Genomic DNA, 17,635 nt, shown 5'->3' with positions numbered 1-17,635 from the left:
CTCTATCTGCCTGATCTGCAAAATCTGCGAGAAACTTTATTTTTTTAGCCACAAATTCACGAATCAAACTAATTTAAATCCCTGAATTACTTCACCTGTTTGCTATCGCTTGAGTCATGGCAAAAAAATCTGTGATTTACCATTTTATTTCACAACCTCAACCCAGAATCCTTTTGTTCGGGCCAGGAAGGTGTTGTCGTACATCGCTTCGCACTGCAATCCCGGTAAATAATAATTTCCTAAATAGGATGCATTTAACAGAATTCGGAATACTTTGGTCTCTCTGGATTTCATTCCAAAATAGAAGTTGGTTCTGTCGTCGCGAATATCAATATAATCTGCAATATTATTGGTCGCGTCACCGTAGTCTGTGAAACGGGTATTAACGATTTCAAATCCTGAAGGCAAGATTTGTGACAGTGCCACATTCTGAACGCTTTCATTTCTTTGGTTTCTAACTGTAACTTCTGCAACAAATTCAGTTCCCTGACTGATTTTCGAAACATTAATAACACTTCCTTTTCTGTTTTTGAAAACAATATTCGCAGATACATCACTCTGAATCGCATTTTCCTGTCCGATTGGTAATATTCCGGTATTTAAAACTCTAACGTAAACCGTGTTGTTTTTAAGATTCTTCAGGACAACACTATTGGCACCTGTCTGAACTGTTAAACTTCTGTCGGCAATTGTTTTTTGTGTATTTATGGTTTCGCCTTTTCCATTTTTGCTGAATTGAAGATTAATTCCTTTAGGTCCGTTGCCAACAGCAAATTTAGACATGGCATACAGACAATAAGCAGTTGTTTGCGTACTCATCCATTGGTTGGTCGACATTTCTTTAGCCAGTTTAGAAGCCATAGTGAATGCTTTTTGTTTTTGCCCTAAAAGCAGCATCGTTTCTAAAGCCATCGCTCTGTTTCTCTCGCTTGATCCATAATAGTAATAATTGTACTCGCTGGACTCGCTGTCAATACTGGTGCGTAATAATAAATTTTGCCCTGCCGATTTTTGTCCGGCCAAAACATAGGCAGCAGCCAGACGAAGCCTACTTTCGTTTGAAATGCCTTTTGTTTCGCGCAATCTGTTCATCGAAGACAAATCAGCATTGCCTGCCAGCGCCAGCGTATACAATCGGTAAGCCTGAGCAAGATCATTACCGTACTTAGGCTCAAAACGCCATTGTTTGGCTTCTCTTTGCTGATAAGAAATCCATTTTGATTTAAAATTAATCGGTAAAACGTATCCTTTTTTCTCTGCTTCAATCAGAAAATGTCCGGCATAAGAAGACCCCCAATCATCGGCAGTGGTACTTCCCTGCCAATAAGTTAAGCCACCTGACGGCAATTGAAAACTTCCTAACTTGCTAATTCCGGCCGTTATATTCTTTTGAATGATTCCTTTTCGGGTGTTGTCCAAATCAACAATATCGCTTAAAAACAACTGTGGAAAAACAGACGAAGTGGTTTGCTCTACGCAGCCATGCGGATACTGAATGAGGTATTGCAGTCTTCCATTAAGATTGATGGTTGGCATTGAGGAAACTTCCAGTCTGGCTTTATTGCTTCCTGAAACTCCAAAGGTCTTCCAGGTAATGGTTTTGCTGCTGTTTGGAGGTAAAACAACATCCGTATACGTATTTGTAACCGGATTAGGATTGGTCATATCGATCTCTACATCATATACTGATTTCTCTTTTCCTGATGTCGCAATTACCTGCACTTTTCCAATTCCGGTAGCAGAACCTACTACCAGATTGAAGTAGGCCATTTTTTCGTCAGGTTGGGCAAAACTCAGACTTTGAGCAGCACTTCCCATTACTTTTAATCCGCCGCTTGTTCTAAGCTGAATCGTTACCTTCTTAATATTCTTTTCCGTCGCAAAAACGGTTACCGGAATGGTTACTTTTTCTGAAGGCGATATTTTTCGAGGCAATGAAGCCAATACCATCAACGGGCTTTTAACCGGAGTTGCTTTTTCGACACTTCCGTAGGCACTTGTATTGGCATCACCAGCAACGACCATGGTACGAACCGAACCTATGTATTTAGGCAGTTTCAGCTGATGTGCTTTCGTTTGACCTTTTTCTAATTTGAATGGTCCGTAGTACAACACTACTGGTTTAAATCGGTTGGCTTTTTTGGCTTTACCGCCACCTAAATCCTGATCCCCACCAATACTGAAAATTTGATTTATTTTTCCTCCGTATGCTCCGATCACATCGTCATAAATATCCCAGGTTTTAACTCCTAAGGCTTCACGAACATAAAAACTGTCCCAGGCATTTGGTGTTTTAAAACGAGTTAAGTCTAAAAGTCCTTCATCTACAACGGCAATGGTGTATGTCATTTCTTTTCCGGTTTTCTCTCCCACTTTTACGGTAAAAGTCTGCTCCGGTTTTAAAACATCCGGCATGGAGAGGGTCGGTGCCAGAATGGTGTTTTTATCCACCACTTCTATCGGAACGATTCCGTACATACGAATAGGTGAATCGTTTTTAGTTGAAGCGTGCGGCTGCAAGAGTGTGATGTTAAAATACACGTTTGGTGCCATGGCTGCCGTAATCGGAATTTCGACTTTAGTTTCTCCCTGTTTTGTTTTGGCCCAGATGGTCTGCACCACTTTTGAACCGTTTTCGATCGAAATCAAAGCGCGGCCTCCTTCACTGGAAGGAAAAGATATCTGTGCTTTTTCGCCTACAGCATAATTTTTCTTATCGGTAGAGAATACCAGCATATTAGCTGTAGAGGCATCTCTGTTGCGGGTTTTTCCGGACCAGATTGGCCAGTCAATATTTACGGTTAAAGCAGTGGCGTGTCCGTCTGTGTGATCGGCAACACGTATCAAATAGCGCCCCCATTCTTCATCGGTTAAAGAAAACTGAATACTTCCTTTTCCGCTGGAATCTGTATTGATCACAAAAGATTTATAAGAAGTGGTCGCATCCGATGAGTTGTAATTTGAAAGATTATCACTGGAAGCGTCCCACCACCAGCGCCAATCTACTTTATACACTTTTACCTCGAGATTTCTCACTGATTTTGGTCTTCCATTTTCATCCACCGTAACAATATCAAAACGGTTGTTCGTTCTGGTTTCCAGCATTCCATATTTATTAGGTTCCGGTGCTTTTATCCCAACATAAGTTTTGTAGGGTGAATAAGTCGTCGAAATAACATCAGTACTAAAATCACCTCCTTCTTCATATACTTTTGTAATGAAGGCGGCACGCAACATACCGGGAGCCTGCCCTTGTAGTTTTGGGTGGATATCGACTGATGCTTTTCCATTCTCATTTAATTTTCCGGAGAAAACATTAATTTCTTCTGAACTAAACTGACGCACCAAATCGTCAAAATTAAACTTCTCATATCCTTTAAATGTGGTGGTCTGCTGCGAAAATTTTGCCTGCATTTCTACATTCAGATTTTTTGCAATGGCACCATGAAGCCAGGTCACTTCAAGTGTACTGGTATTTGGATAAGAGGATGATAGTGTTTTTCTGGAGAAATTATTTTTGATTTTTAAACGATTTGGTTTAATCGTTTCGATTTTAATGCTTTTGTAAAACTTGGCCCCTCCCACACTTATCATTGCTTCCCAATTTCCTGTTGGCGCGTCGGCACTTGTTGGAACGATAAAACTGTAATGATTCAGGTCGTTTGTTTTCTGAATCGTCTGATAAGTTGTTTTACCATTCGGATCGTTTAATCTAAATTTAATCGGGTGTGATTTTGGAAGTTTATTCGACGCATCGTTTAAGATAAAGGACAAATACACGTTATCTCCCGGACGCCAAACACCGCGCTCGCCGTAAATAAAACCTTTTAAGCCTTTTTGCAAAGTTTCACCTGCAACATCAAAATTACTTACCGATAACGAATAACCGTCATCCAACTTCACATAAGTAGACTGATCTCCTAAAGTAACAATAGCAAAGTAAGCAAACTTATTGAGCTGAAACGTAGCAATTCCTTCGCTGCTTGTTGCAGCAGTTGCAATTTTTTGCTGTTGAAAGGTATACAGATCCACTCTCGCATTTGAAACCGGCTCTGTGGTTACAATATTATTGACTGCAAAGAGATACGATTTATTTTCGCCTCTTTTGGCTATAACCCCTAAATCAGTTGCCAAGATATTTGTCGCAATTCTGGCATTATAGTAGTACGATCCTGTACAAGGATCCTGACTCTCTCTCCAGTCGTAATCGTCATAATAGTAATCATCATACGAATTGCCACTGTAGTTCACATCATTTTCATCTACCTCTTCTTCCTCTTCCTCCGAACTCTCATCGGAGGTTTCGCATTTATAAAGCGAATATTTCTTTTTGTACACAAATTCTACACGGTAAATTGCGCCTGGTTCCGGCGTGATTATTTTAGATAAATCAAGAGCAAAGGTGTTCCACTTCGCCGGATTTATTAGTTTGCTTTCGACTAAATTCAGTGTGGTTTTGGCTATGGGTTGTGCGACTTTTTTGAGATTCTGACTTCCGTTCAGTTCATTATACTGCAAAAACTGAAGAATATTGTTCTTGTAAATTTTATACACCTTTACATCAACCGCACTTAGATTGACTGCTTCAAAATTCAATTTCAGATTGTTTGAACTTGGCAGAATCGTTCCGTTTTTAACGAATCGAACGTTAGGTTTTATTTGGTCAAAATTGATTTTCTCGGTATAATTGGCGTCCATCTTTTTGCCGTACTGACTTTCGATTCCCTGAAAAACTTCAAGTAACAATTCTCCCGACAAAACTGGTTCCGGTTCCTGAGTCTCTTCCTCGTTCTGAACCACTACCACAGCACTACTATCCGTAACAACTGCCGCAGAATCAACTACAACTGCTGCCGAATCAACCGCTAAATCTACCGTTTCTTCTACAGGTGCCGGAACTTCTTTTTTCTCCGGAGCTGTATTGCTAAAATATACTTTCAGGACATTCCCCTGAGTCGAAAATTTCAAATTGTTTGTATTCTGAATAGAGACCAATCCTTTAAAATCCTGCCCTTTTTCTAAAGGTTCCGAGAAATTAATTAAAAGAGACTGATTACTTCCTTCGGGAATATCGACTTTTACAATTTTAAATTCTTTTAAACCCGTAACCGCATAATCCAACTGCCCTTTCTGGTCGATATCAAAATCACTTCCGTCGTATTCGATTTCCAGATTCGAAGCTTCTAAAAACCTCTGAATACTGTCAATTTTGAAACGAAATTCTTTGGCTGTTCCCGTTTGTTTTTCGAATTTAATTTTAAGATCCTTCCCATTCTGATGAGCCTCAACTAATTTTTTAGCTGTTTCAACATCCATATTATCAGCCGTTTTTAAAACGCAGTTCAGGTACTGGTAATCTTTACTATACGATTGAATATCCTCCGTATTAATAGTAAAATCCTGTTTGATGGTTTTAACGGTAAAGTTGAACTTTGAAAGCTCCTTCTCTTTTTCCTTTGGAATGGTGATAAGTTTATCTAAGTTTAAAGTCACCTGATATTCTGTTCCTGCTTCCAGTTTTTTCTCCGGGATAAAAGCAATCGTATTGGTGGAGAGTGCTACTACTTTTCCACGTACATTTGGCGAGATATCAAATAAATCGTCGTCTAATTCCTGATTGACTTTCCATTCTTTTTTATCAAAAGCCAAAACAACTCTAATATCAGATTCCGAAGAGACGATGCCTCCCGTAAAACTAACAATGTACTCTTTGAATAATGAAAAATCGGAATTGAAATCGGCAGCTGATTTGCGACCACAAGATTGAAAAATAAAAAACGTACAAAACACGAGAAATAGTCCTTTTACTTTCACTTTTATTTAGAATTACAGGTTTACGAATTTGAAAATTGACAATGTACTTTAGCTTTTACCACTCTATAAATAAACTAGTGGTGTGTCAATTATATTGCATAAATATAATGTATTTTTCTAAATCTTTTAAGAGGAAAATTCTCCAAGGCAAAATATTTAAATGCTCTTAAGGGTAAAAATGATTACAGCATTTTCAGAGACTATTTGAGATTAGCCCTTTCATTTTTTAGTACTTTAGGAAGCCCTCTTTTCAAACCGCCTCTTTTTATAATTCTGTCCCAAGTCCGGACAATACTTTGTTCAATGCAACAAAATGTTCGTTTGTGTCAGCTGCATAAAACAGTTGATTCGCTGCCTGCACTATGACTACATCATCATCATAATTACCATAAAAATTTATTCCTCCAAGCCATTGTTTAAAAGAGAATCCTTTATTTCTGAAGTTTGCACGAACGAAGTTCAATTCATCTTCTTCCAATTCATAAAATGTATTACCCGGAAACTTTAAAGCAAAACCTGCCTGAAGAAAAGCCATTGCAGTAAAAAAATCACTTAACGTTTCCGTTTCCAGATTCCAGTCTTGCTCGTCTTCGCTCATGTATACCGGAGGGTCAGATTTTGACAAATCCTCTTTATGAATCCCCCAAACACAAGCCTTTTGATTTTCAGAATAAAATATCAAATAATCATTGTGTTTATAATATTGAAAACGCTCCGGTACGATTAATAAATCCTGTGTATGGTTTAGGTTTTGAATTTTACCCAATTCTGTATAGTAGTCCACAAATACCTCCGGAAGTGCTCCAAAGATATTTTTAACTGCCTCCATTTCACTATCTGCAAAACCATTAGATTCAGTGATGTGAAATAGTTTTTTTATGGTTGAAAAATTGGTCACGACTTACAGTAATTATTTCCTTCTCTCTACAAAAAAGCGTTTCATAAGATCAGCCGCTTCATTGGCCATCACTCCGGAAACCACAGTTGTTTTTGGGTGCAATTGGGTCCCCATTGTCATGAAACCCCGATGTTCATCGCGAGCACCAAAAACAATTTTCGAAATCTGACTCCAATACAAAGCTCCCGCACACATTTGACAAGGCTCGAGGGTAACATATAACGTACAGTCTTTGAGGTATTTTCCACCTAAGAAATTGGCAGCAGCTGTTATCGCCTGCATTTCTGCATGAGCCGTAACGTCATTTAATAATTCGGTTAAATTATGGCTTCTCGCAATAATTTTATCTGCGACAACAATGATTGCTCCAACAGGAATTTCGCCTTTTTCAAAAGCCATTTCAGCTTCCTGCAAAGCTTTTTTCATGAAGTATTCGTCGGTGAAAGGATTTATCATAAATACAAAAGTACATTTTTACTTAAATTTTTTATTACATTTAATTATTGAAATTTAAATCATGAATAAAAGACATCAAATCAATATTCCCGAGCCGTGCCACGAAAACTGGGACGAGATGACTCCAAAAGACAATGGGAGATTTTGCTTGAGCTGTACTAAAACCGTGGTAGATTTTACAAAAATGTTTCCTGAAGAAGTACAGCATTATTTTATTTCAAATCAAAATAAAAGTATCTGCGGAAGATTCAAAAATACACAACTTGATAATGTAATTATTCATATTCCGAGTCGTGTTTTATACTCGCAAACGCAATACCACAAAATGTTTTTACTAGCATTGTTTATTACAATGGGTACTACATTATTCAGCTGTCAGGATCAAAACGGTAATAAACAGAAAATTGACAAAGTCGAAGTAGTACCTGCGGAACATCGAAACTATACAACAGGTATACCGATTACACCTACAAATGATTCCGCATTAACAAACACACCAAATGGCACGTATGCTATTATTTACAACTCAAGTGACTTGGATGTTTTACCTGTTCCCGAAAATGGAATGAAAAAATTTCATAAGTTTTTCGTTAAAAATTATACTCCTCCAAGTAAAACGGGAATAGATCCGGACAAAACAACTGTGGTATTTGTAATAGAAAAAGATGGCAGTTTAACTAATTTCAATATTGTTAAAAACACATCAATAGAAAACGGAAAAGAAGCAATAAGAGTTTTAGAAAAAGGACCAAAATGGCTTCCTGGAAAATTTAAAAAACAAATTGTTCGCTCGACTTATACCTTATCGATTCCGTTTGAACAGTAAAAATAGCTACAAAACATAAAATCACTATTCAAAACTTTGTTTATAGTCGAAAAAGATGGAAGTTTATCCTATTTTAAACCAATAGAAAGCAGTAAAAATGAACTTGGAGAAGAACTTATAAGGGTTTTTAAAACAGCTGAAAAATGGAGTCCCGGTATGCAAAATGAAAAACTAACGACGACCAGATACCTTGCTGTTTTATCAATCAAAGCAGATACAATATCCAAAAATCTAATAACTCCTGGAATAGATGCCATATCTATTACCAAATATTAGACAATTTCATTGAACTGAATTTAATTTTAAAAACCGTAAATTTGCTTTTTACCTTACAATGAAAAGTAACTTACTCTCCAACATATACAATCCCGCTGATTTACGCTTATTATCCGAAGCGCAGCTTTCTCAGGTTGCACAGGAATTACGCGATTTTATTATTGATGTTGTTTCGGTTAAAGAAGGGCATTTAGGCTCCAGTCTGGGTGTAATCGAATTGACCATTGCACTTCATTATGTGTTTAATACTCCTGACGATTTATTGGTTTGGGATGTTGGACATCAGGCTTACGGACATAAAATCCTGACGGAAAGAAGGGAAATTTTTCATACGAACAGACAGCTTGAAGGCATTTCCGGTTTTCCTAAAAGAAGCGAAAGTATTTATGACACCTTTGGCGTGGGACATTCCTCCACTTCTATTTCGGCGGCACTTGGAATGGCCATTGCTTCAAAACTAAAAGGCGATTTCGACAAACAGCATATAGCCGTAATTGGTGATGCGTCGATTGCTTCAGGAATGGCTTTCGAAGGTTTGAATCATGCCGGGGTTACGGATACTAATCTTTTGGTCATTCTAAACGATAATGCTATCGGGATTGACCCAAGTGTGGGAGCTTTGAAAAAATATTTAACAGCGGTTAAAAACGGGAAAAATCCGAAACAGAATAACATCATCAAGTCACTAAACTTTGATTATTCCGGACCAATTGACGGTCATGATCTTCCTGCCTTAATCAAAGAGCTTAATCGCTTAAAGAAGATAAAAGGCCCTAAATTTCTGCACATCGTAACCACAAAAGGAAAAGGTTTACAGCAGGCTGAAGAAAATCAGGTAAAATATCATGCTCCGGGAAAATTTGATGCTTCAACCGGAGAACTTTATTCCAAATCAGAAGAGAATTTACCTCCTAAATACCAGGACGTTTTTGGTCTGACGATTTTAGATTTAGCCAAAAAGAACGAAAAAATCATCGGAATCACTCCGGCAATGCCATCCGGAAGTTCTCTTAAATTTATGATGGATGAGATTCCCGAACGCGCTTTTGACGTTGGAATAGCCGAACAGCATGCGGTAACACTTGCTGCGGGAATGGTTACGCAGGGAATGACGGTCTACTGCAATATTTATTCGACTTTTTTGCAGCGTGCTTACGATCAGGTCATTCACGATGTTGCACTGCAAAACTTGCCTGTTATTTTTTGTCTCGACCGCGCCGGGTTAGTAGGTGAAGACGGTGCCACACATCATGGCCTTTTTGATATTGCTTATTTGCGTGCAATTCCGAACCTGATTATTTATGCTCCCCTCAATGAAATTGCCCTGCAGAATATTTTATATACGGCACAATTGGGATTAAATCATCCCATTGCCATTCGATATCCAAGAGGCCGTGGCGTCATCTCAAATTGGGAAGTAGAAAATTTCGGACATTATAAAAAAATTGAAATTGGTGCCGCAACCTGCCTAAAAAAAGGAACAAAAACAGCCGTTTTGTCCACCGGAACAATTGGAAATAATGTGATCGAAGCAATAAACGAATCTCACAATTCCGCAACCATTGCCCACTACGACTTCTCTTTCATTAAACCACTAGACACCAATGCTTTAATCGATGTTTTCGCAAGTTTCGAGAGGATAATTACGGTCGAAGACGGTACTGTAAACGGTGGTTTTGGAAGTGCCATTTTAGAGTTTGCAGCCTCACATAATTTCAAAAATACCATCGAAGTTTTGGGTATTCCGGACAAGTTTATAGAGCATGGAACGGTTAATCAGTTACAACAATTGTGTAAAATTGACGTTAAAAGTTTAATAAATCTTTTTTCAAACGATACAAAATAATTATTTTGCGCTGTCAAAAAATAAAATCACAATGAAATTATTGCGTTCTACCCTTTTGCTTTTGCTGCTTTTGTGTACTTCAAATAACTTTGCTCAAATTATACAAACGACTTTGGATCCTGGCGAATTACCTGCTCCACCATCAAACTGGACCAAAAAAAATCAACTGGGCTTTGACATTTCCGAAATTGCTTTTGTAAACTGGAGCGCGGGGGGAACAAGCTCGATCTCCGGACTTTTTAAAGGTGAGTTTAACCGAACTTATATTAGAGGAAATCACAAATGGGCCAATGAACTTATTATAAAATACGGTCTAAACCAGCAAGATGGTACTGAACTCCGAAAAACTGATGATGCTTTTCTATTCAATTCGACTTACGGTTTTAGAAAAGATACGATCTCAAATTGGTACTACTCGGCGAAATTCAATTTCAATACTCAATTTACTGACGGGTACAATTACCCTAACAAAGATGTTGCGATCTCCAGACCTTTTGCACCAGCTTATGTCTTTCTTGGAGCAGGAGCTGAAAATTCAGATAAAAAGAAAAACCGAACCTTATATTTCTCTCCCATAACCCTAAAAACTACCTTAGTTCTGGATCAAACTTTAGCGAATCAAGGATCTTTTGGTGTGCGAAAAGCGACTTACATAGTAGATCCAATGGACCCGAATTCTAAAATTTTAGTTGAAAACGGGCAGAAGGTAAAAGCCGAATTTGGTATTCTGCTTACCGGATACATGAAAAGCGAGATTTACAAAAACATCTTCTACGAAAACCGATTGAGTTTGTATACTGATTATCTAAACAAATTTGGAAACGTCGATATCGATTATGATACCCGTCTGGATCTTGTGGTAAATGCTTATGTAAAAGCAAATATTGGCGTACATCTGGTGTATGATGATGATATCAAAACCAAAAAAGACTTTTTTGATCCTGCTACCGGAACAACTTCACAAGTTAACAATGGACCAAGAGCCCAGCTAAGACAAGTCTTAGGCGTGGGTCTCGTATATGCTTTTCAATAAAATATTAAACGTTGAAGTAATTCATTTTAACACATAGTGACATAGGCTCTGTGTCAATAAAAAAGACGTTTTACTTTATTTCAATACACATATCCTTCTCTGTGAAAGAAATGTATTTCTTTTTTAGTTCTCTTTTTACACCTGAAATCTATGTTCCTATGTGTAAAATCATTTTCTTGTCAATTACCTCTGCAGCTTAGCGTGTTATTTGTTTTTTCTGCCGTTAATGGTTTCAAACAGCTCCAGTGCATTCCCGTCTGTTAACAAAGAAACGTAATGACAGATATGCAGCAAACGTTCGTATAAATTGGTTTTCTCTAAGTGATGTTTTTCAGGCAGCATTTTCAAAAGCAGTTTATCGTAGTTTGAAGCAGTTCCTTCGTATTTGTTGTTGAAAGCAGTGATAAATTTATCCAACAGGGTTTGAATAATCTGATACCCTACAATTTCTTTTTCAACCACCTCGCGGCTTTGGTAGATTTTATCGACACTTAGTTTGATAATATCATCCATTTGCGCTTTGTATTTACTCTTATCTGTTAAAGCAAAAGGAAATTTCCCATCCAAAATAGCTTCTTCATTTTCAACAAAAACATTTACAGCGTCATTTATCAATGTTCCGATAGCCAAAGCACGTAAATAACTAATTCGGTCTTCTTTTGTTGTTAATGTCTTGTATTTGGCTACTCCGATATTGTCTTTCACCAGTTTGATTAAATACTCTAAGGCATAATCTTCTGAAACCAATCCCAGATTTATTCCGTCTTCAAAGTCAATAATGGTATAACAGATATCATCGGCTGCTTCAACCAAATAGGCTAAAGGATGTCTTTCGAAACCAATATCGTCTCCTGTTTTATTGACAATCATGCCCATATCTTTGGCAACTTCTTCAAAAAAAGATTTGTCGGTCTGAAAGAAACCGTATTTTTTGTCAGCGATATTCTGGGTAGGCTTTTTAGGCAAACTTTCTTTCGGATATTTCATAAAAGCACCAAGGGTAGCGTAGGAAATTCGAAGTCCTCCCTCAATTCCCGGACGGCTTGCTGTAAGCACCGAAAATCCATTGGCATTTCCTTCAAAATCAATTAAATCCTGCCATTGTTTTGCCGTTAATTGGTCTTTGTATTTCAAACCGTTTCCTATCGAAAAATACTCTCCAATTGCTTTTTCTCCTGAGTGTCCAAAAGGAGGGTTTCCTATATCATGCGCCAGAGAAGCCGCAGCTACTATAGCGCCAAAATCGTTCATGTGATACCCGTGAACTTCTTTTAGATGAGGATATTTTTCGATGATTTTTTTCCCAACCAAACGCCCTAGTGAACGTCCAACCACCGAAACTTCTAAACTGTGTGTCAATCTGGTATGCACAAAATCGGTTTTCGAAAGCGGAATAACTTGTGTTTTATCCTGTAAAGAGCGAAATGCTGCCGAAAAGATTATTCTGTCATAATCAACTTCAAAACCCAAGCGGGTATCGTCCTGTTCTACACGTAATCTTTTGCTGGTATCGCCTTGGCGTTTGAGTGATAAAAGTTGTTCCCAGTTCATTTTCAAATTTAGATTTTAGATTTTAGATTTTACGATCTAAATGCCAAAAATACGTTTTATTTTAGGATAATATTGAAGAAAAATTGGCCACCGATTAATTTGATTTAAAAGATTAAAAACTTTTGTTCGCCACGAATTCACAAATTAAGCTAACCGCAATGATTTGTGATAATTAGTAGAATTTGTCACAAAAAAACAACCGCAATGATTTGTGATAATTCGCGAATTCGTGGCAAGATATTATCTAAACACATAAAAACATAGATACTAACCGAAGACTAAAGGAAATCAAAAAAATACATTTCTTTCACATAACAGTCTATCTGTTTTTAAACAAGTGAAACGCTTTTTTAAGTTTACAAAGACTATGTTTCTATGTGTTAAAACAATTTCGCGCAACGAGTTTTTATTTTAAATATATTTTGTTGTTGTTTTTAGTACCAACCGGCGAAGTCGAAGTTCTTGTAGTTATGATTTCTTTTCGACTTCGCTATTGTTGGCTTTTTTTTTAGCAGCAGAAGATTTTTTTTTCAAAAGACCTTCAGTCCCGCTATCCGTTACATCTTTTATGGCGAACCCCGCCACAAAAGGATACCACTTCTATCGGGGCTAAACAACAAATTTTACTTTTCATAAGATAATCTGAAAACAAAAAAAGCACCCGCCGTGGCGGATGCTTTTCTGAAATTGAATACTATTTAAGATTAGAAGTTTTTAGAAACTCCAATGTTAAATGTTCTACCAAAATTAAAATCGAAGTTTTTAACTTCTGGTCCATTGTTATCATAGTTTAAAGTGTTGTACCCTAAACCTCCAATGTTAAAGTTTAAACCAAAACCTTTTTTCATGTCGATGAAAAGAGCTGGTGTAATACCAATGTACATACCGTCTGCTTTAGCAGTTGAAGTCATTGGTCCTGTGTACGTTTTTTGTTTTGCACTTTGAAAACCTGTTCCTAATTCAGCGAAGAAAGCGAAAGTTTGGTTCAATGGCATAGTGTAACGTAAAAATGCACCTAATTTAGTAGTGTTGTTTTTCACTTCGTTTACTCCACGCTCGTCTCTGCTTGAACCAAAAGAAGCCTCACCCCCTACAGTCCAGTTGTCGTGAAATTGGTAACCAACTTTTGGAGAAAAATCAAATTCATTCGTTTTAACCTCGTTGTTCCCTAAAGTTGTAGTTTGAGACTTGTAACCAATACCACCACCAACTAAGATTGTTCCTTTTTGTGCGTTTGCAAAGCTAACCATAGCTAATGCAAGAACCACCAACATTTTTTTCATTATAAATTATTTTAAATTTGATTTCCTTTTAACAAGAACGATGCCGTAACGACTGGCTTTTATATTTTTTTTATGATTTCTTTAAAAGACAAAAATGTAGCAATCGAGCGTATTTCTGTTTACTTTTGTAGCAAATAAAAAGTCATGTCGATAGCAGTAAACAACATATCAAAAAGTTACGGAACGCAAAAAGCGTTAAATGAAATTTCATTCTCTATTGAAAAAGGAGAAATCGTCGGATTTTTGGGGCCAAACGGAGCGGGAAAATCTACATTAATGAAAATTTTGACGACCTATTTACTGGCAGATAACGGCTCAGCCCTTGTAAACGGTCATGATGTCATGACGGACGCAAAGGCAGTTCAACGTTCTATTGGCTATTTACCGGAACATAATCCGTTGTATCTGGATTTGTATGTTCGTGAATATTTGGCTTTTAATGCCGATGTTTATCAGGTTCCAAAATCAAGAATTGAAGAAGTCATTCAACTGACAGGGCTGTCAGGTGAAAGTCATAAAAAAATAGGACAGCTGTCTAAAGGATACCGCCAGCGCGTGGGACTTGCCAATGCTTTATTGCACAATCCGGAGGTTTTAATTCTGGACGAACCTACTACCGGACTGGACCCTAACCAGTTAATGGAAATTCGAAATGTGATCAAAAATGTAGGGAAAGATAAAACCGTTTTTCTGTCTACTCATATCATGCAAGAAGTCGAAGCCATCTGCGATCGTGTCATTATTATTGACAAAGGACAAATTGTTGCCGACAAAAAATTAGACCATCTGGTATCTGAAAATGCGGAGCAAGTGATTGAGGTAGAATTTGATTATCAGGTAGAAGAACAGCTTCTGGCTAAACTTGAAAATATTACCGTCTACAAAAACACACACGATATGACCTGGGAACTAACTTTTGTTTCTGAAAAAGACATGCGTCCGGCTATTTTTGATTTTGCCAATGAAAATGGTTTAAAAACATTACAACTGAACCAGAAAAATAAAAATCTCGAAGCCGTTTTCAGAGAAATCACAAAGTAGGGAGTCCAACCTTACTTCCTTTTAAAATAAAAACCAATTTGTTCTATTATAGAATAAGTTGGTTTTTCTGCTTTTATTCCTCTCCTCCTTTTCCATTTTCTCAAACTCTGTGAAGTCTTGTTTTTACAGGCATTTTCCTCAAATTTTTAATATTTCACCAGATTTTACACTTTTCTTTCAAAACAGGAACCCTTCAATATCAATGCTTTACATTATTTGTCGTAAATTTTAACTATATTTATTTAGACTTATTATAAATAGTGTTATATTTGACAACTGAAACTTCAAATAATCACTCATGTTTTCAATACTTCCTCCTATAAAAGCCTCGATATACAAGCTCTCCAACCGATTAACAATTCTTCAAAACACCCTTTCTGACAAACTCGAGCAGCTCGTTCTGCAATAGCATACAGCTTCCGTAACCAAAATCAAAAATTACTTTACCCCCATCATTCCAAAATACCATGAAGAATATTATAACATCTATTGTACTTGCCTTTTCAGTCTACGGATATTCACAGACGGAAAAAGGAAGAGACAGCATTGTCGAAACCTCGATCAATGCATTAGATGAAATTGTAATCACAAAAAAGAAGGTTTTATATACTCAGAAATCAGATCGACTGGTTTTTAATGTAGAAAACAGCATTGTTTCTGAAGGCGGCACTGCTTTAGACGTTTTATCCCGTGCTCCGGGCGTTGTCGTTTCTCAGGACGGCGAATTATCGATTCGCGGACAACAAGGTGTCGGAGTGATGATTAATGGCAAGTTAACACAGCTTTCGCAAAAGGAACTTGCCAATTATTTAAAGTCAACTACCTCATCCAATATCAAACAAATTGAAGTGATTACGAATCCTTCTTCTAAATATGATGCGACTGGTAAAGCCGGAATTATTAATATTATTTTAAAGAAACCTAATGCGGGCGGACTTAAAGGAACAGTATTCACCAATTACGGAAGAGCCCGTAAGAACAGAACCAATTCAGGAGTTAATTTAAGCTACAACAAAGAAAAATTTGGCGTTTACGGAAATTACAGTTACACCTTTAGAGGTGAGGAAGAACGTAAAGAATTCGATCAGATTCAATATACTGATAATACACGTCAGACTATTTCAACAAAAAACCATCAGACCTCGGTTACAGACGAACCGCTGACTTCTAATAATTTTAAAATTGGAACTACCTACGAAGTTTCTCCTAAAACGAATTTAGAAGTGTATGTCGATGCCAAACTGGGGCGTTACGAGAACATTGCTAACGGAAGAAATACAGTGCTAAATGCTTCAAATGAGCTGCAATTTGATGCTTTAACCTTCAACGATAGTAAAGAAAAGTGGAATGATTATACCTATGGTTTTTCAGGAGTTCATAAATTTAATACCGAGGGCAAAAACATGTCTTTTGATTTCGAGTATGAAACGTCAAAGTTCAGATCGAATCAGTTTCAGAGTGCAAAAAATATAGATCCTGCTATTGCAGCTAACATTAATGATCGCAGGGGGTTCATTCCGTCGCAATTGAGTGTTTTTACAGGAAAAATTGATTTCGTCAATCCGTTAAAGGAAAAGCAGTCTATCGAATGGGGCGCTAAAGCCAGCGTTAAAAACAATGACAATCCATCAGTTTACGAGTATTACGACAATAATCAGTGGATCGTTGATCCTAACTCAACCAATCATTTTGAGTACAAAGAACAAATTTATGCTGCCTACGCCAATTACAAATACCAACTGGAAAATTTAAATATTCAGGGAGGATTAAGAACAGAATATACTGCGATTGAGATACTACAAAAAACCTTAAATGAAACCCACAAAGACGATTATTTAAAATGGTTTCCAAGTGTTTCTTTAAAATACGAGTTAAACAGCAATCATTCTCTACATGCGTCTTATAGTAAAAGAATCAACAGACCGAGTCAGTTTGATTTGAATCCGTTTCGTTTTTACGATGATTCTTTTAATTATTCACAGGGAAATCCGAATTTGGTTCCTGAGATTACACATTCGACAGAAATTGGATACGCCTGGAAAAGTGCTTTTATGGCTTCGTTGTATTTCAGTAAAACCAAAGATGTTTTTACAGAGGTTTACGATTACAATCCCGCCAACAACACTACTGTAACTTCCCAAATTAACGTGAGCAAATCCTTTAATTATGGTGTGAATATTACCAACACAGCCGAAATTTGCAAATGGTGGTCTGTTAATACACTATTCAACATTTTCGAGAATAAGTTTATGGGGAATGTGGTCAATATGGATAAAATTAATCCTATTGTTACTTTAAACTTAAGTGTTCAGAACTCTTTTACGATCACCGAAAGCCTGAAAGCTGAAGCTAACGCACAATATCAATCCAAATCGAATCTTGGTATTTATGAAAGAGATGCTTTTTTTGATTTTAGTATTGGAATCTCGAAACAGGTACTGGCTAAGAAAGGAAGTATCAAATTTAATATTACGGACATTTTTAATACCAATAATTTTCACATCAATTCAGTCATAGCTCAAACGAGCATCAATAAAAGATATGATCTGGACAACCGTATTGCTACTATAGCCTTTACGTACAGAATTTAATATTTGGATCTTTAGTTTCC

Annotated in this window: 11 protein-coding genes; 6 read left to right on the top strand and 5 right to left on the bottom strand. The window is 37.1% G+C overall.

The window, feature by feature from the left end:
* Positions 1–144 precede the first annotated feature (144 nt).
* From LNQ34_RS10930 to LNQ34_RS10920, 3 genes are all read right to left on the bottom strand, one after another.
* Positions 145–5,814 carry an alpha-2-macroglobulin family protein gene (locus tag LNQ34_RS10930; protein ID WP_229999695.1) on the bottom strand — a complete coding sequence of 1,890 codons (5,670 nt, stop codon included), beginning with the start codon at positions 5,812–5,814 and terminating at the stop codon, positions 145–147.
* Positions 5,815–6,079: 265 nt separating this feature from the next.
* Positions 6,080–6,712: a hypothetical protein gene (locus LNQ34_RS10925; protein WP_229999693.1), complete on the bottom strand. Its 633-nt coding sequence runs from the start codon at positions 6,710–6,712 to the stop codon at positions 6,080–6,082.
* 12 nt (positions 6,713–6,724) lie between these two features.
* A complete protein-coding gene (locus LNQ34_RS10920) occupies positions 6,725–7,168 on the bottom strand; it encodes a nucleoside deaminase (RefSeq protein ID WP_017497260.1) in 444 nt (147 codons plus the stop codon).
* Positions 7,169–7,229: 61 nt separating this feature from the next.
* Here LNQ34_RS10920 and LNQ34_RS10915 point away from each other — a divergent pair, with 61 nt between their 5' ends.
* From LNQ34_RS10915 to LNQ34_RS10900, 4 genes are read left to right on the top strand one after another with little or no spacing between them, the layout of a single operon-like run.
* Positions 7,230–7,994: an energy transducer TonB gene (locus tag LNQ34_RS10915; protein ID WP_229999691.1), complete on the top strand. Its 765-nt coding sequence runs from the start codon at positions 7,230–7,232 to the stop codon at positions 7,992–7,994.
* Positions 7,995–8,030: 36 nt separating this feature from the next.
* Positions 8,031–8,270, top strand: a complete 240-nt coding sequence (locus LNQ34_RS10910) for an energy transducer TonB (RefSeq protein ID WP_229999689.1) — start codon at positions 8,031–8,033, stop codon at positions 8,268–8,270.
* Between the two features lie 58 nt (positions 8,271–8,328).
* Complete coding sequence (locus tag LNQ34_RS10905; RefSeq protein WP_229999687.1) at positions 8,329–10,116, top strand: 1-deoxy-D-xylulose-5-phosphate synthase; 1,788 nt, start codon at positions 8,329–8,331, stop codon at positions 10,114–10,116.
* Between the two features lie 31 nt (positions 10,117–10,147).
* Positions 10,148–11,149: a DUF3078 domain-containing protein gene (locus LNQ34_RS10900; RefSeq protein ID WP_202700701.1), complete on the top strand. Its 1,002-nt coding sequence runs from the start codon at positions 10,148–10,150 to the stop codon at positions 11,147–11,149.
* 204 nt (positions 11,150–11,353) lie between these two features.
* Here LNQ34_RS10900 and LNQ34_RS10895 read toward each other — a convergent pair whose 3' ends face one another.
* Entirely contained in the window at positions 11,354–12,700 is a 1,347-nt protein-coding gene (locus tag LNQ34_RS10895; RefSeq protein WP_229999685.1) for a deoxyguanosinetriphosphate triphosphohydrolase, read from the bottom strand.
* Positions 12,701–13,404: 704 nt separating this feature from the next.
* A complete protein-coding gene (locus LNQ34_RS10890) occupies positions 13,405–13,983 on the bottom strand; it encodes an outer membrane beta-barrel protein (RefSeq protein ID WP_202700699.1) in 579 nt (192 codons plus the stop codon).
* Positions 13,984–14,127: 144 nt separating this feature from the next.
* Here LNQ34_RS10890 and gldA point away from each other — a divergent pair, with 144 nt between their 5' ends.
* Positions 14,128–15,024 (top strand): gliding motility-associated ABC transporter ATP-binding subunit GldA, encoded by an 897-nt coding sequence (gene gldA / locus LNQ34_RS10885; RefSeq protein ID WP_229999683.1) that lies wholly within the window; start codon positions 14,128–14,130, stop codon positions 15,022–15,024.
* A 467-nt stretch (positions 15,025–15,491) separates the two neighbouring features.
* Positions 15,492–17,615, top strand: coding sequence for an outer membrane beta-barrel family protein (locus LNQ34_RS10880; protein WP_229999681.1), 2,124 nt, complete (start codon positions 15,492–15,494; stop codon positions 17,613–17,615).
* Positions 17,616–17,635 lie beyond the last annotated feature (20 nt).

The sequence above is a fragment of the Flavobacterium lipolyticum genome, assembly GCF_020905335.1.
GTDB lineage: Bacteria > Bacteroidota > Bacteroidia > Flavobacteriales > Flavobacteriaceae > Flavobacterium > Flavobacterium lipolyticum.
Note: the sequence above shows the minus strand (reverse complement) of the source record. Positions and strands in the feature narration are given on the sequence as shown.

What these genes read in the sequence shown, in the direction of transcription:
- gldA (WP_229999683.1), top strand. Translation starts at nt 14,128, where the DNA reads ATGTCGATAGCAGTAAACAACATATCAAAAAGTTACGGAACGCAAAAA.
- LNQ34_RS10890 (WP_202700699.1), bottom strand. Translation starts at nt 13,983, where the DNA reads ATGAAAAAAATGTTGGTGGTTCTTGCATTAGCTATGGTTAGCTTTGCA.
- LNQ34_RS10915 (WP_229999691.1), top strand. Translation starts at nt 7,230, where the DNA reads ATGAATAAAAGACATCAAATCAATATTCCCGAGCCGTGCCACGAAAAC.
- LNQ34_RS10920 (WP_017497260.1), bottom strand. Translation starts at nt 7,168, where the DNA reads ATGATAAATCCTTTCACCGACGAATACTTCATGAAAAAAGCTTTGCAG.
- LNQ34_RS10905 (WP_229999687.1), top strand. Translation starts at nt 8,329, where the DNA reads ATGAAAAGTAACTTACTCTCCAACATATACAATCCCGCTGATTTACGC.
- LNQ34_RS10895 (WP_229999685.1), bottom strand. Translation starts at nt 12,700, where the DNA reads ATGAACTGGGAACAACTTTTATCACTCAAACGCCAAGGCGATACCAGC.
- LNQ34_RS10900 (WP_202700701.1), top strand. Translation starts at nt 10,148, where the DNA reads ATGAAATTATTGCGTTCTACCCTTTTGCTTTTGCTGCTTTTGTGTACT.
- LNQ34_RS10880 (WP_229999681.1), top strand. Translation starts at nt 15,492, where the DNA reads ATGAAGAATATTATAACATCTATTGTACTTGCCTTTTCAGTCTACGGA.